Annotated in this window: 13 protein-coding genes; 1 reads left to right on the top strand and 12 read right to left on the bottom strand. The window is 67.7% G+C overall.

Features of this window, described 5'->3' with window-relative positions:
* Positions 1-246: 246 nt before the first annotated feature.
* A complete protein-coding gene (locus C6P61_RS09945; protein ID WP_105729769.1) occupies positions 247-2,904 on the top strand; it encodes a bifunctional acetate--CoA ligase family protein/GNAT family N-acetyltransferase in 2,658 nt (885 codons plus the stop codon).
* A gap of 65 nt (positions 2,905-2,969) precedes the next feature.
* On the opposite strand, the gene C6P61_RS09940 is transcribed toward C6P61_RS09945, so the two are convergent.
* The 12 genes from C6P61_RS09940 to paaN form a co-directional block, all read right to left on the bottom strand.
* Positions 2,970-3,752: an enoyl-CoA hydratase gene (locus tag C6P61_RS09940; protein WP_105729768.1), complete on the bottom strand. Its 783-nt coding sequence runs from the start codon at positions 3,750-3,752 to the stop codon at positions 2,970-2,972.
* 102 nt (positions 3,753-3,854) lie between these two features.
* Positions 3,855-4,958, bottom strand: a complete 1,104-nt coding sequence (gene paaE, locus C6P61_RS09935; RefSeq protein WP_105729767.1) for a 1,2-phenylacetyl-CoA epoxidase subunit PaaE — start codon at positions 4,956-4,958, stop codon at positions 3,855-3,857.
* A 20-nt stretch (positions 4,959-4,978) separates the two neighbouring features.
* Positions 4,979-5,518, bottom strand: a complete 540-nt coding sequence (paaD, locus tag C6P61_RS09930; RefSeq protein ID WP_105729766.1) for a 1,2-phenylacetyl-CoA epoxidase subunit PaaD — start codon at positions 5,516-5,518, stop codon at positions 4,979-4,981.
* 4 nt (positions 5,519-5,522) lie between these two features.
* Complete coding sequence (paaC, locus tag C6P61_RS09925; protein WP_105729765.1) at positions 5,523-6,305, bottom strand: 1,2-phenylacetyl-CoA epoxidase subunit PaaC; 783 nt, start codon at positions 6,303-6,305, stop codon at positions 5,523-5,525.
* Complete coding sequence (gene paaB, locus C6P61_RS09920; protein WP_105729764.1) at positions 6,306-6,599, bottom strand: 1,2-phenylacetyl-CoA epoxidase subunit PaaB; 294 nt, start codon at positions 6,597-6,599, stop codon at positions 6,306-6,308.
* On the bottom strand, positions 6,596-7,606 hold the full coding sequence (gene paaA / locus C6P61_RS09915) for a 1,2-phenylacetyl-CoA epoxidase subunit PaaA (RefSeq protein ID WP_105729763.1): 1,011 nt from the start codon (positions 7,604-7,606) through the stop codon (positions 6,596-6,598). Before paaA ends, paaB begins: the two co-directional genes overlap by 4 nt.
* 44 nt (positions 7,607-7,650) lie before the next feature.
* A complete protein-coding gene (locus C6P61_RS09910) occupies positions 7,651-8,433 on the bottom strand; it encodes an enoyl-CoA hydratase/isomerase family protein (protein WP_105729762.1) in 783 nt (260 codons plus the stop codon).
* 19 nt (positions 8,434-8,452) lie between these two features.
* On the bottom strand, positions 8,453-9,778 hold the full coding sequence (gene paaK, locus C6P61_RS09905) for a phenylacetate--CoA ligase PaaK (protein ID WP_105729761.1): 1,326 nt from the start codon (positions 9,776-9,778) through the stop codon (positions 8,453-8,455).
* Between the two features lie 45 nt (positions 9,779-9,823).
* Positions 9,824-10,294: a hydroxyphenylacetyl-CoA thioesterase PaaI gene (paaI, locus tag C6P61_RS09900; protein WP_105729760.1), complete on the bottom strand. Its 471-nt coding sequence runs from the start codon at positions 10,292-10,294 to the stop codon at positions 9,824-9,826.
* On the bottom strand, positions 10,287-11,828 hold the full coding sequence (gene paaH / locus C6P61_RS09895; protein WP_105729759.1) for a 3-hydroxyacyl-CoA dehydrogenase PaaH: 1,542 nt from the start codon (positions 11,826-11,828) through the stop codon (positions 10,287-10,289). Before paaH ends, paaI begins: the two co-directional genes overlap by 8 nt.
* 2 nt (positions 11,829-11,830) lie before the next feature.
* Positions 11,831-12,628 carry a 2-(1,2-epoxy-1,2-dihydrophenyl)acetyl-CoA isomerase PaaG gene (gene paaG, locus C6P61_RS09890; protein ID WP_105729758.1) on the bottom strand — a complete coding sequence of 266 codons (798 nt, stop codon included), beginning with the start codon at positions 12,626-12,628 and terminating at the stop codon, positions 11,831-11,833.
* 10 nt (positions 12,629-12,638) lie between these two features.
* Entirely contained in the window at positions 12,639-14,306 is a 1,668-nt protein-coding gene (paaN, locus tag C6P61_RS09885) for a phenylacetic acid degradation protein PaaN (RefSeq protein ID WP_105729757.1), read from the bottom strand.
* Positions 14,307-14,373: the final 67 nt, after the last annotated feature.

Genomic DNA, 14,373 nt, shown 5'->3' with positions numbered 1-14,373 from the left:
ATATACCCTCGGGATTGAAAGAATGTGTCATGACTTTACCCTTGATCCGGGTCAAGGGAGATCAGGGTTTGCCCTTGAATCACCCCTAGGACTTACCCTAAATATGGTGAAATTGATACCTTATTGGCATCACTGCAGATTCAAAAGGTATGAATGTGGCCGATCCGCGGCTCGACTCCCGATCAGGCCAATGACACACCGCCTGCCAGTGGTATCGTGAAACGCTGAGCCCCAGGACCCGCCACCATGCCGAACCACCACTATCTCAAGCCGCTGCTGGAGCCGCAAAGCCTGGCCATCATCGGCGCCTCCGACAAGCCCGACGCGATCGGCCATGTGATCCTGCGCAACGTGATCGCAGGCGGCTACAAGGGCAAGGTCTGGGCGGTCAACCCCAGGCACAGCGAGGTGCTCGGCCAGCCCTGCGTCGCCTCGGTCGAGCAGATCGGCGCGCGGGTCGACCTGGCGATCGCGACCACGCCGCCGCGCAGCATGCCGCTGATCATCGAGCAATGCGCGCAGGCCGGCATCCGGCATCTGGTCATCGTGACCAGCCCGGCGACCGTCGGCCAGTCAGCGCTCGACAAGCGCATTGCCGACGCCGGGCGGCACTGGGGCGTGCGCCTGCTGGGCCCGAAGTCGCTCGGCATCGTGCGACCCAGGCTGGCACTCAACGCGACCTTCACCGACACCTCGCCGCTGTCGGGCGACCTCGGACTGGTCGCGCAGTCGGGCGCGATGTGTGCCTCGGTGCTCGACTGGGCCACGCTGAACCGCATCGGCGTCTCCTCGGTCGTGTCGCTGGGCAACGCGCTCGACATCGATTTCGGCGAAGTCCTGGATTTCATGGTCCACGACGAGCGCACGCGCTACATCCTGCTGCATGTCGAGCGGGTACGCGACGCGCGCCGCTTCGTCAGCGCGCTGCGCTCGGCCGCGCGCAGCAAGCCGGTGATCCTGTTCAAGTCGAGCGAGCTCGGCGCGCCAGCGGCCGACGCGACTGCAGACGCGGTGTTCGACGCCGCCGTGCGCCGCGCCGGCGTGGTGCGGGTGCGCGGCATCAACCAGCTGTTCCATGCCGCCAAGGCGCTGGCGACCGGTTTCAAGCCGCGCGGCGGGCGACTGGCGGTGGTCAGCAACGGCACCGGTCCGGCGGCGATGGCGGTGGACAAGGCGCGCGCGCTCGGCGTGCCGTTGGCGGCGCTGTCGGCAGCAACCATTGCCACCTTGAATAAATTCCTGCCGAGGGACTGGAACGGCGCCAACCCGGTCGACCTCGGTGGCGACGCGACGCCCGAGCGCTACCTGCAGGCGATCGCCGCGCTGCGCGACGACGAATCGGTCGGCGCGGTGCTGGTCGTGCTCTCGCCGCTGGCGATGGTGCAGCCCGAGCGCGTGGCACAAGGCATCGTCGAGCTGGCCGGCAGCACGCGGGTGCCGGTCTGCTGCTGCTTCATGGGTGGCGCGCAGGTCAGCGCGGCACGCCAGCGGCTGGTGGAAGCTGGCGTGCCGGTGTTCGGCACGCCCGAGACCGCGGTCGAGCTGTTCAGCGACATCTCGGGCTACTACGACAACCAGAACCTGCTGCTGCAGGCACCAAGCCCGGACCAGGACTACGAGCGCGCCGGCAGCGGCAATGCGCGCGTGCTGGCCGACCAGTTGCTGGCCGAGCAGCGGCGCGTGCCTTCGGCGCTGGAGACACGCGCGCTGCTGCGCAGCTTTGGCATCGAGGTGCCGCCGGTGGCGATCGCGCGCTCGACCAGCGAGGCCATCTTCATGGCCGAGCAGCTCGGGCTGCCGGTCGACATCCGGCTCGAAGGCCAGGACCTGGCCGCCGATGCGGCGCTGGCGCGCGTCAATTTGAGCAGCCTGGAATCGGTGCGGCTGGCCTACCAGGACCTCGTCGAGGCCGCGCGCGCGTCCCAGCCCGGCGGCCATGTCGGCCATCTCGGCGGCGTCGCGCTCGAGCGCCACCGCGAGCAGCCGCACGCGCGCAAGCTCAGCATCGGCGTGCTGCGCGATCCGGTGTTCGGGCCGGTGATCGCCTTTGGCGCCGGCGGCGACCCGATGGACCTGTACCAGGACCGCGCGCTGGCGCTGCCGCCGCTCAACCGCTTCCTGGCGCAGCGTCTGATCGAGTCGACGCGTGTCGCGCGCACGCTCGACGCGTTCCGCCAGCGGCCACCGGTCAACCGGCAGGCGCTCGAGAACACGCTGCTCGCGGTCTCGAACCTGGCGTGCGAGCTGCCCTGGCTGCGCGAGCTGTCGATCGACCTGCTGGCCGACGAGGACGGAGCGACCGCGGTGGGCGCGCGCCTCACGATGGACCCGGCGCTCGGCGCGGGCAAGGCCCGCTATGCGCATCTGGCGATCCACCCCTACCCGTCCGAGCTGACGCAGGAATGGCCGATGCGCGAGGGCCACCGGGTCACGGTGCGCGCGATAAAGCCCGAGGACGCGGCACTGATGCGGGATTTCTTCCAGCGCATGTCGCCCGAGTCGCGCTACTACCGCTTCATGGAACGGCTGGAGGAAATGCCGCCGGCACTGGTGGCGCGCTTCACCCAGGTCGACTACGACCGCGAGATGGCGCTGGTCGCGCTGACCGAGGAAGGCGGCGAGACGCAGCAGATCGGCGCGGCGCGCTACACGCTGACCGCCGACGGGGAATCGGTCGAGTTCGCGCTGGTGATCGACGACCGCTGGCAGCGCAGCGGACTGGGCCGGCGGCTGATGGGCGCGCTGATGGACTGCGCGCGCGACCGGTCATACCGCTACATGGTCGGCGACGTACTGGCAGACAACGAGAAGATGCTGCGCCTGATGGCAAGCCTGGGCTTTTCGGTGCTGCCACACCCGGACGGACCGGACATGAAGCGCGTGCTCAAGCCGCTGCAGGAATGAGCGACGCGCCACTGAGCCGCTGAAATGCTGAACCGGTGCAGCGGCGCCGGATCAGTGGCACCAGATCAGCAGTGCCGGAATTCGGGCTTGCGCTTCTCGACGAAGGCCGCCATGCCCTCCTTCTGGTCGGCGGTGGCGAACAGCGCGTGGAACAGCCGGCGCTCGAACATCACGCCGTCGGACAGTCCGCCCTCGAAGGCGCGGTTGACCGACTCCTTGGCCGCCAGCACGCTGGGCAGCGAGTAGTTGCAGATCGTCAAGGCCGCGCCGAGCGCCTCGTCCTGCAGCTTATCGAGCGGCACCACGCGCGAGACCAGACCGGCGCGCTCGGCTTCCTGCGCGTCCATCATGCGCCCGGTCAGCACCATGTCCATCGCCTTGGACTTGCCGACCGCGCGCGGCAGGCGCTGGGTGCCGCCAGCGCCCGGAATCACGGCCAGCTTGATTTCGGGCTGGCCGAACTTGGCGTTGTCCGCCGCGATGATGAAGTCGCACATCATGGCCAGCTCGCAGCCGCCGCCGAGCGCGAAGCCGCTCACCGCCGCGATCACGGGCTTCCTGATCTGGCGGATGGTTTCCCAGTTGCGCGTGATGTAGTCGCCCTGGTAGACATCGGCAAAGCTGTAGCTGGCCATGGCGCCGATGTCGGCGCCAGCGGCAAAGGCCTTCTCGCTGCCGGTCACGATCATGCAGCCGATCGCCTCGTCGGCGTCGAAGGCCTTGAGGGCGGCGCCGAGCTCGTCGATCAGCTGGTCGTTGAGCGCGTTGAGCTGCTTGGGACGATACAGCGTGACGATGCCGACGCGGCCCTCGGTACGGACCTGGATGAATTCGGGGGTAGAGGTCATGACAAATGTCCAGAGCTAAAAAAAACCGCCCCACTATAGCCAGATTCGAAATCCGGCCCTGTGGCGGCGGCAGCTTACAGTGGGCGACTTACGCCCGGCTGATCAGCGGTGGTCGAAGCTCAGCACCAGCTTGATGGTGTCGGCCGCGGCACGGGCCTGGCAGCTCAGCACATAGCCTTGCGCCACCTCGTCGGCTTCGAGCGTGTAGTTCTTGTCCATGGTGGCGCTGCCCTCCATCACCTTGCAGCGGCAGGTGCAGCAGACGCCGGCCTTGCAGGAGAACGGCAGGTCCAGGCCGGCATTGAGCGCGGCGTCAAGCAGGTGCTCGTCGCGGCTGACGGGAATCTCGAACTGCTTGCCGTCGACCACCACAGTCATCTGGACATCCTTGGCAGCGGTGGACTTGGCCGTGGCGGAGTCGGTATCGGCCTGCACCTTGGCCGCCTGCGCCGCCGAGCTCGCGAAGCGCTCGCTGTGGACCCGGCTCTCGGGCACGCCGGCGGCGATCAGCGCCTGCTCGGTCGCCTCGATCATGGCCTCGGGGCCGCAGATGAAGACCTCGTCCATGCTCTTGACCGGCAGCAGCGCGCCGATGATGGCGCGCACCTTGGCGCCGTCGATGCGGCCTTGCAGCAGGTCGACTTCCTGCGCCTGGCGCGACAGGATGTGGATCATCGTGAAGCGGCCGGCAAAGCGGTCCTTCAAGTCCTGCAGCGCCTCATTGAACATCACGCTGCTCATGCGGCGGTTGCCGTAGACCAGAGTGAACTTGGACTCGGGCTGCTCCTCGAGCGTGGTGGCGGCGATCGACAGGATCGGCGTGATGCCGGAGCCGGCAGCAAAGCCGACGCGGTGGATCGCGCGCGCCTTCTTGACCGTGAAGCGGCCCTCGGGCGGCAGCACGCTGAGCGAATCACCGACCTTGAGCGCGCTGGCGGCCCAGTTGGAGAACAGGCCGCCTTCGACCGGGCGGATGCCGACCTCGAGCTCGCCGCACTTATGCAGACGGCTGCGCGGGCTGCTGATCGAGTAGTTGCGCCGCACATCCTGGCCGTTGACCATCGCGCGCAGGGTCAGGAACTGACCGGGCTCGAAATGGAAGTCGGCACGCGCCTCGGCGGGAATGTCGAAGGTGATGGCCACCGAGCCAGCCGCTTCCGGGCTGACTTGCTTGACCTTGAGCTCTTGAAAACGGGGGGCAGACATGCGGGTGTCTCCGGTAAAACTTAATACGGCTTGAAGTAGTCGAACGGCTCTTGGCAGTCCAGACACTTGTAGAGTGCCTTGCAGGCGGTGGAGCCGAAATGCGAGGACTCCACCGTATGGCTGGAGCCGCAATGCGGACAGGGCACCAGCTCGGGCTTTGCAGCCTGGCGCACGAAGCGCAGCGGGCTCTCGCCCAGCAGCGGCTGGCTGGCGCAGCGATGCTGCGGCGGTGCGATGCCGTAGGCGCGCAGCTTGTCGCGCGCCGCGTCGGTCATCCAGTCAGTGGTCCATGCCGGCGCGAGCTGGGTGATGACCCGGCCTTGCAGGCCGGCGGCCTGCAGGGTGGCGCGCACGTCGTCCTCGATCTGGCCCATGGCCGGGCAGCCGCTGTAGGTCGGCGTGATCACCACCTCCAGCCCGTCGACACCCAGGCGCACGTCGCGCAGGATGCCGAGTTCGCGCAGCGACACGACCGGGATCTCGGGATCGGTCAGCACATCGAGTGCGGTCCAGGCCGCTTGCACGGCAGCAGAAGCATCAGCAAAGGCGACGGCGCTCATGGGCTTACCAGGTGGCGGTGGGGTGGGAGCGGGCCAGGCCCTGCATCTCGGACAGCAGGAAGCCGAGGTGCTCGGAATGCAGGCCGTTCTTGCCCTGGGTCACATAGCCCTCGCCTTTCGGGCGCTGCAGGGTGGCCTCAAGCAGCGCGTCGTCGACCAGCTGGTCCCAGTCGGACTTGAGCGCGGCGACATCAACCCCGACGCCAGCGGCGACGGCTGCAGCCTCCATGCTGCTGCCGGTCCAGAATTCCTGGGTGTAGGGCATCAGATGGTCGAGCGCGGCCTGCACGCGGGCGTGCGAGTCGTCGGTGCCGTCACCCAGGCGCACCAGCCAGTCGCGCGAGTGGCGCAGGTGGTAGCGCACTTCCTTCAAGGACTTGGCGGCGATGGCGGCCAGTTGCTCGTCTTTCGACTGCTGCAGCTGTTCCCACACCAGCACCATCAGCGCGCTGTAGAGGAAGTTGCGCACGATGGTGGTGCCGTAGTCGAGGTCGCTCTTGGCGTAGCCGACCAGCGCGCTGTGGTGCGGCAGTTCCAGCAGCGTGTAGTTGCGGAACTCCGGCACATCGCGGAAATAGGCCAGCCGGTCCTCGGTGGCGTCGCCGCCGAGCTCGGTCGCCGCCTGCTGGTACAGCAGGCGGGCCTGGCCGATCAGGTCCAGGCTGACGTTGGCCAGCGCGATGTCTTCCTCGAGCGCCGGGCCGTGGCCGCACCATTCGGCGTTGCGCTGGCCCAGCACCACGGCGTTGTCGGCCAGGTGCAGCAGGTAGTTGGCAGTCGCGCTCATTTACATATGCCCCACGGCTTCCGGGATTTCGTAGAAGGTCGGATGGCGGTAGATCTTGTCGGCCGCCGGATCGAACAGTTCGCCCTTGTCATCCGGGTTGCTGGCGGTGATCTGGGCCGAGGGCAGCACCCAGATGCTCACGCCTTCCTGGCGCCGGGTGTAGACATCGCGTGCCATCTCGAGCGCATGCTGCGCATCGGACGCGTGCAGGCTGCCGCAGTGCTTGTGCTCAAGACCCTGCTTGCTGCGAACAAAAACTTCCCACAGGGGCCATTCCTTCAGTGCGGCGCTCATGCTGCCTCCTTCATTGCTCGTTGTTGCTGTTTGCGGGCGTGGGCCAGCGCGGCATCGCGCACCCACTGGCCATCGTGGTGCGCTTTCACGCGGGTCGACAGACGTTCCTTGTTGCAAGGGCCGTTGCCGTTGACGGTCTGCCAGAACTCGTCCCAGTCGATCTGACCGTAGTCGTAATGGCCGCGCTCCTCGTTCCACTTCAGGTCCGGATCGGGCAGGGTCACGCCCAGCACCTTGGCCTGCGGCACGGTCGCGTCGACGAACTTCTGGCGCAGATCGTCGTTGCTGATGCGCTTGATGCCCCAGCGCATGCCCTGCACGCTGTTGGGGCTGTCGGCGTCGGGCGGTCCGAACATGGCCAGGCATTTCCACCAGTAGCGGTTGACGGCGTCCTGCACCATCGCCTTCTGTTCCTCGGTGCCCTGCATCATGACCAGCAGCGCTTCGTAGCCCTGGCGCTGGTGGAAGGATTCCTCCTTGCAGACGCGCACCATGGCACGGGCATAGGGGCCGTAGGAGCAGCGGCACAGCGGCACCTGGTTCATGATGGCGGCGCCATCGACCAGCCAGCCGATCACGCCGACATCGGCCCAGCTCAGAGTCGGATAGTTGAAGATCGAGCTGTACTTGGCCTTGCCCGAATGCAGGCCGTCGAGCATCTGGTCACGGCTGGTACCCAGCGTTTCGGCGGCGGAATACAGGTACAGGCCATGGCCGCCCTCGTCCTGCACCTTGGCGATCAGGATCGCCTTGCGCTTCAAGCTCGGGGCGCGGCTGATCCAGTTGCCCTCGGGCAGCATGCCGACGATCTCGCTGTGCGCGTGCTGGCTGATCTGGCGCACCAGGGTCTTGCGGTAGGCCTCTGGCATCCAGTCCTGCGGCTCGATGCGGCCGTCGGCGTCGATGCGGGCATCGAACCTGGCCATCAATTCGACCGGTTCGGTCGAAGCCACCGGCTTGAGCGGCTTGCCCGGCTCATCCGATACGCTGAAGGATTGCGTGTACATGGTGTTGACTCCTGGGGAATGAAGCGGTTGACGGAATCGGCCGCTCAGAGCAGCCAGCTCGGGGATCTCTTGTCGAGGAAGGCGGCGATGCCATCGCGCGCCTCGTCGGTGGCGCGCTGACGCGCGATGCGCTGGGCGGTTTCCTCGCTGACAGCGTCGTCGATCGGGCGACCGTCGACGGCCGCGATCAAATCCTTGGCGGCCTGCTGCGCCCGCGGCGCGCCAGCAATCAGCGGCTCGATCAGCAGCGCCAGCGTCGCGTCGAGGTCGTCGCGCTCGCAGACCTCGTTGACCAGGCCGATCTCGTAGGCACGCCGGGCGCTGAAGCGCTCGCCGCTCTGGAAATAGCGCAGCGCCTGGCGCGGGCCAATCGCGCGCAGCACATAGGGGCTGATGACCGCCGGGATGATGCCGAACTTGACCTCGGAGGTCGCGAATGAGGCGTCATGGCTGGCCACCGCCATGTCGCAGGCCGCGGCCAGGCCGGTGCCGCCGCCCAGCGCAGCGCCCTGGATGCGCGCGATGGTCGGCTTGGACAGGCCGGACAGGACGCGCAGCATGGCGGCAAAGCGGCGCGCGTCGGCGCGGTTCTCTTCCTCGCTGAAGGCCGAGGCGCGCTTCATCCAGTTCAGGTCGGCGCCAGCCGAGAAATGCTTGCCCTTGCCGCCCAGCACCACCACCCGCACCGAGTCATCGGCGTCGAGTTCGGCGCAGGCCGCCTGCAGGTCGGCAATCAGCTGCTCGTCGAAGGCGTTGAACACCTCGGGCCGGTCCATCCAGATCGTGGCGACGCGGTCGCGGCGCTCGATGCTCAGAGTCTGGTACATGGGATGTTTCCTGACCTGCTCAGAGCTGCTTGGGACGCGTATCGAACACGCGCTTGGCCTTGCCGGTCAGCGTGCGCGGCAGCGCATCGGCATCGAGCACGCTGACCTTGGTCGAGATGCCGACGATGGTCTTGATGTGATGCTGCAGCTCCTTGGCGATCTGCTGGACCTCGCTCGCGCCGAGCTTGCCCGACAGCGAGCGCTGCAGCTCGCAACGGATCTCGACCGCGTCGAGGTGGCCATCGCGCTCCAGGTGGATCTGGTAGTTGCCCGACAGGCGCTGGTCGCGCAGGATCTGCTCCTCGACCTGGGTCGGGAAGACGTTGACGCCGCGCACGATCAGCATGTCGTCCGAGCGGCCGGTGATCTTGCCGATGCGGCGGAAGGAACGTGCGGTCGGCGCCAGCAGACGGGTCAGGTCGCGCGTGCGGTAGCGGATGACCGGGAAGGCTTCCTTGGTCAGCGAGGTGAAGACCAGCTCGCCTTCCTCGCCGTCGGGCAACACTTCGCCGGTCTCGGGGTCGATGATCTCGGGGTAGAAATGGTCCTCCCAAATCACCGGGCCGTCCTTGGTCTCGATGCATTCGCAGGCCACGCCCGGGCCCATGACCTCGGTCAGGCCGTAGATGTCGATCGCGTCGATGCCGAACTTGCGCTCGATCTCGGCACGCATGCCCTCGCCCCAGGGCTCGGCACCGAAGACGCCGACCTTGAGCGAGATGTCCTCGGGCGCGATGCCCTGGCGCTCGAATTCCTCGGCAATCACCAGCGAGTAGGACGGCGTGACCATGATGCCGTCGGGCTTGAAGTCCATGATCTGCTGGACCTGCTTCTCGGTCTGGCCGCCCGACATCGGCACGGCGGTGCAACCCAGGCGCTCGATGCCGTAGTGCGCGCCAAGGCCGCCGGTGAACATGCCGTAGCCGTAGGAGTTCTGCACCATGTCACCGGCGCGCAGGCCAGCGGCGCGCAGCGAACGCGCGATCAGGTCGGCCCAGTTCGAGATGTCTTGCTGGGTGTAGCCGACCACGACCGACTTGCCGGTGGTGCCGCTCGACGCATGCAGACGGGCGACCTTGTTGCGCGGCACCGCGAACAGGCCGAACGGGTAATGGTCGCGCAGGTCCAGCTTCGTCATGAAGGGGAAGCTGGACAGGTCGGACAGCGTCTTGAGGTCGTCCGGATGCACGCCCTTGGCCAGGCATTTCTCGCGGTAGGGCGCCACGTTGTCATAGGTGTGGCGCAGCGACCACTTGAGGCGCTCGAGCTGCAGCGCGGAAATCTCGTCGCGGCTGGCGGTTTCGATCGCATCGAGTTCGCCGGGCAGGGGTTTCTTGACGGTCATGGGTTTCCTCTGTCGATTCTTGTGATGGTGGTTGCGGGACGAGGCTTACTGCGCGTCAGCCAGGCTGGCCGTCACCTCGCCCTTGATGCGGGCGCTCTTGCCGCGAAACAGCGCGAGGGTCTTGCCGCCGACGACGCTGACCGTGACGTCATAGACGCCGGTGCGACCGCCCGCCGCACGCTCGACGGCCTGCGCCTCGAGCAGATCGCCTTCGCGCCCCGGCGCCAGGAAGTCGATGTGGCAGGCCGAGGCCACGGTGTTCTGGTTGTAGCTGTTGCAGGCGTAGGCAAAGGCGGTATCAGCCAGCGTGAAGATCATTCCGCCATGGCAGATATGGTGGCCGTTGGCCATGTCGGAGCGCACGCGCATGCGCAGCGTGGCATGGCCGGGCGTGACCTCGACCCGCTCCATGCCCAGCGCCCGGGCGACGGCGTCGCGCGACCACATGGCATCGGCAGCGGCATCGGCCAGTGCCTGCGGATCGCTGCTGGGGCTGGGGCTGTTGGCTTCAACCATGGATCGGACTCCCGGCATGGACGGCTTGCTGGATCAGCGGGGAAACACGGTAGCGGTCCTCGCCATAGAACTGGTTCAGATGGGCCAGCACGGTGCGGATGCGCTCGACGCCGACCGCATCGGCCCAGGCCAGCGGACCGCGCGGGTAGTTGACGCCCAGGCGCATGGCGGCGTCGGCAGCGGCGGCGTCGCAGACGCCCTGGTTCACCGCGTCGGCGGCCTCGTTGGCCAGCATCGCGACCGTGCGCATGACGGCCAGGCCCGGTACATCGGCCAGCAGGGCCACCGCATAACCGGCAGCTTGCAGCAGGCCGACGGCCGCCTGCTGCGCAGCCGGGTTCGCCTGGCGTGCCAGCGCCAGCGCCAGACGGCTGGCCTGGCCGTAGTCGAGCGCCAGGTCAACCAGCGCCAGATTGGCGATGCCGCTGTTGCAGGCGCGCTGGGTCGCGCTGCGGCCATCGGTCTGGAACAGCACCACGCTGCCGGTCTCGGCAATGCGGCCGTCGATCGAAGCGGCGCGGCTGAACGCGACCCCGGCGGCCTGCAAGCGCGCGGCCAGCGCCAGCGCAGCCGGGCTGTCACCGCAGACCAGGATGTCCGCCGGCACGCCGACGGGGACAGCGCTCTGCGGCTGCGCACGTTCGGCGCCGGCGCGGTAGTCGTAGAAGCCGCGCCCGCTCTTGCGGCCGATGAAGCCGGCATCGACCAGCTCCTGCTGGATCAGCGAGGGCTGGAAACGCGGGTCCTGGTAGAAGGCGTTCCAGACCGATTTCGTGACCGCGAAGTTGACGTCATGGCCGATCATGTCCATCAGCTCGAACGGCCCCATGCGGAAGCCGCCGGCCTCGCGCATCACGGCGTCGATGGTGGCGCAATCGGCCGCGCCCTCCTGCAGCAGGCGCAAGCCTTCCGCATAGTAGGGGCGCGCGACGCGGTTGACGATGAAGCCGGGGGTCGACTTGGCGTGCACCGGGGTCTTGCCCCAGGCGGCTGCAGTGTCGAACAGCGTGTCGGCCAGTTGGCGCTCGCTCGCCAGGCCCGAGACGATCTCGACCAGCGCCATCAGCGGCGCCGGGTTGAAGAAATGCATGCCGACCAGGCGCTCGGGCCGCTGCAGGCCGGCGGCGATCGCGGTGACCGAGATCGACGAGGTATTGGTCGCGAAGATGCAGTCGGCGCCGCAGATCGCCTCGAGCTCGCGAAACAGCGCGCGCTTGACCTCGAGGTTCTCGACGATGGCCTCGATCACCAGGCCGGCATCGGCAAGCTCGGCGCTCGACGCCGCAGCCGACAGGCGCTCAGCCGCGGCCTGCGCCGCTTCGGGGCTCAGCTTGCCCTTGTCGGCCAGCTTGGTCAGCTGGGCGCGGATACCCGCCACGGCCTGTTCGGCCGCGCCGGCGCGGTTGTCGAGCAGCCGGACCGGATGACCGGCCTGGGCCGCGACCTGCGCGATGCCGGCACCCATGGCGCCGGCGCCGATGACGGCCACCGGGGTGGAAAGGGGCAATGCCTGCTTGCTCATGCTCATGCTCATGCTCAGGCTCCCGTGAAGCGCGGCGCGCGTTTGTCCAGGAAGGCACTCACGCCCTCGACATAGTCGGCGCTGCGACCGAGCTCGCGCATGAAACCGCCCTCCATCGCCAGCTGCTGCTCCAGCGTGTGGGTCGGCGCGGCCTGCATCAGCTGGCGCGTGCGCACCAGGGCCTTGGTCGGCATGACGGCCAGCCGGGCGGCCAGCGCATCGACTTCCGAACCAAAGACCGCGTCGTCATGGACGGCCCAGATCAGGCCCCAGGCAGCGGCCTGCTCGGCCGGCAGCTTGTCGGCCAGCAGCGCCAGCCCCATGGCGCGCGCCATGCCGACGCGCTGCGGCAGCAGCCAGGTGCTGCCGGTATCCGGGATCAAGCCGATCTTGCTGAAGGCCTGCAGGAAGGAGGCCGACTTCGCGGCCAGCACCAGGTCGCAGGCCAGCGCCAGGCTGGCACCGGCACCGGCGGCAATGCCGTTGACGGCAGCGATGGTCGGCACGCGCAGGTTCTTGAGACGCATGACCAGCGGCTGGTAATGGCGATCGACCAGGTCGCCCAGATCGGGCGGGGTCTGGCCGGGCGTGAAGCGCACCTCGGCATCGGCCAGATCCTGGCCGGCGCAGAAACCGCGACCGGCGCCGGTCAGCACCAGCACGCGCACCGCCGGATTGGCCTGGATGCTGTCGAGCGCGTCGCGCAGCTCGGTATGCATCGCCGCCGTGAAGCTGTTCATCTTGTCAGGACGGTTCAGCGTCAGGCGCGCCACGCCGTCAGTGACTTCGAACAGGATCTGCTGGTAGCTCATCTGTATCGCCTCAGACGTGGTAGCGACGCTGCACGACGCGGAAGCGATTGGCCACGAAGGCCGAATCCGCGTAGGACGCGTTCGCCGCCGGGTTGCCGCCGGTGCCGTGGTAGTCCGAGAAGGCCGAGGACTGGTTGACGAACACGCCGCCGGTCAGGTTGATCGACAGCGCGACCTTGCCGCGCCAGGTGGCTTCGGTCATGGCGTCGATCACGTCCTGGCTGCTCGAGTACAGGCCGACGGTCAGCGCGCCATGGGTGCTGACGATGCGCTCGGACAGCGCGATCGCCGCAGCCGTGTCGGCAGCCTTGACGATGAAGCTGATCGGGCCGAAGCGCTCTTCCATATAGCAAGCCTCGTCGGCGGCGTCCACCGCCAGCAGCACCGGGGTGCGCACGTCGGCACCCGGGAACTCGGGATTCTCGAGTTTCCTGGAAGCCAGCACCACGCGGCCCAGACTGGCGCCATTGGCTTGCTCGACCCGCTCGGCGGTGGCCGTGGACTGCATCGCGCCCAGCACGGCGCAGGCGACTTCGGGCTTGCCGAGCAGGCGCTCGACCGCCTTGGCCAGGTCGGCGCAGACCTCGTCATAGCTCTTGTGGCCTTCGTCGGTCTCGATGCCGCCAGCCGGCACGATGATGGCCTGGCTGGTGGTGCACATCTGGCCCGAGTAGAGCGAGAGCGTGAAGGCCAGGTTGCCCAGCATCGCCTTGTAGGCGTCGGTCGAGTCGATCACGATGTTGTTGACGCCCGCGAGCTCGGCATAGACCTGGGCCTGCTTGCAGTTGTCGATCAGCCACTGGCCAAACACATTGCTGCCGGTGAAGTCGACCGACTTGACCGCCGGGTGGGTCGCCAGCGCCTGCGTCACGCTGCGCTGCTCGGCCACGCACAGGGTCACCAGGTTGGGGTCGATGCCGTTCTCGGCCAGCACGGCGCGCAGCGTGCGCACGGTGATCGCAGCCGGCAGGATCGCGTTGCTGTGCGGCTTGACGATGACGGCGTTGCCGGTCGCCAGCGCGGCGAACAGGCCCGGATAGGTGTTCCAGGTCGGGAAGGTGCCGCAGCCGACCACCAGGCCGACGCCACGGCCGACCAGCTCGAACTGCTTCTTCATGACCAGCGCCGGGTTCTTGCCCTGCGGCTTTTCCCACACCGTCTCGGCCGGCACGAAGCTCTGCTCGCGCCAGGCATAGGCCACGGCTTCCAGGCCGCGGTCCTGGGCATGGGCGGCGCCAGCCTGGAAGGCCATCATCCAGCCCTGGCCGGTGGTCATCATGACCGCATGGCCGATCTCGAAGCTCTGGCGGTTCAGGCGCTCGAGCATTTCCAGGCAGATGCCGGTGCGCCCGGCCGCGCCCACGGCCTGCCAGCCCTTCATGGCGGCCAGGCCGGCAGCGATCAGCGCCTCGTGGTCGCACAGGGGATAGCGCACATCAAGCGCAACACCGTAGGGCGAGGCCTCCTTGCCGCCCCAGCCACTCTGGCCCGGCTGGTCGAGCTCGAAGTTCCGGCCCAGATGCGCCTCGAACGCCTGCTTGCCGTCGGCGGCAGCGGTTTCGCCATAGACCTTGGGGCTCGGCATTTCGCTGTAGGGCGACCAGTAGCCACGGGTGGCGATGGCATGGAGTGCGCCATCGAGCGTGGCACGGTGCTTATCAAACAGGAGATGTGACATCAATTGATTCCAGAACAGTTGAGACCCGGGAGGCCGGCAGCGGTGCAGCTGCCGTCCAAACACATTA

The sequence above is a fragment of the Malikia spinosa genome (genome assembly GCF_002980625.1).
Classification (GTDB): Bacteria; Pseudomonadota; Gammaproteobacteria; order Burkholderiales; family Burkholderiaceae_C; genus Malikia; species Malikia spinosa.
This window is presented reverse-complemented; position numbering and strand designations above follow the sequence as displayed.

What these genes read in the sequence shown, in the direction of transcription:
- C6P61_RS09945 (WP_105729769.1), top strand. Translation starts at nt 247, where the DNA reads ATGCCGAACCACCACTATCTCAAGCCGCTGCTGGAGCCGCAAAGCCTG.
- C6P61_RS09940 (WP_105729768.1), bottom strand. Translation starts at nt 3,752, where the DNA reads ATGACCTCTACCCCCGAATTCATCCAGGTCCGTACCGAGGGCCGCGTC.
- paaE (WP_105729767.1), bottom strand. Translation starts at nt 4,958, where the DNA reads ATGTCTGCCCCCCGTTTTCAAGAGCTCAAGGTCAAGCAAGTCAGCCCG.
- paaD (WP_105729766.1), bottom strand. Translation starts at nt 5,518, where the DNA reads ATGAGCGCCGTCGCCTTTGCTGATGCTTCTGCTGCCGTGCAAGCGGCC.
- paaC (WP_105729765.1), bottom strand. Translation starts at nt 6,305, where the DNA reads ATGAGCGCGACTGCCAACTACCTGCTGCACCTGGCCGACAACGCCGTG.
- paaB (WP_105729764.1), bottom strand. Translation starts at nt 6,599, where the DNA reads ATGAGCGCCGCACTGAAGGAATGGCCCCTGTGGGAAGTTTTTGTTCGC.
- paaA (WP_105729763.1), bottom strand. Translation starts at nt 7,606, where the DNA reads ATGTACACGCAATCCTTCAGCGTATCGGATGAGCCGGGCAAGCCGCTC.
- C6P61_RS09910 (WP_105729762.1), bottom strand. Translation starts at nt 8,433, where the DNA reads ATGTACCAGACTCTGAGCATCGAGCGCCGCGACCGCGTCGCCACGATC.
- paaK (WP_105729761.1), bottom strand. Translation starts at nt 9,778, where the DNA reads ATGACCGTCAAGAAACCCCTGCCCGGCGAACTCGATGCGATCGAAACC.
- paaI (WP_105729760.1), bottom strand. Translation starts at nt 10,294, where the DNA reads ATGGTTGAAGCCAACAGCCCCAGCCCCAGCAGCGATCCGCAGGCACTG.
- paaH (WP_105729759.1), bottom strand. Translation starts at nt 11,828, where the DNA reads ATGAGCATGAGCATGAGCAAGCAGGCATTGCCCCTTTCCACCCCGGTG.
- paaG (WP_105729758.1), bottom strand. Translation starts at nt 12,628, where the DNA reads ATGAGCTACCAGCAGATCCTGTTCGAAGTCACTGACGGCGTGGCGCGC.
- paaN (WP_105729757.1), bottom strand. Translation starts at nt 14,306, where the DNA reads ATGTCACATCTCCTGTTTGATAAGCACCGTGCCACGCTCGATGGCGCA.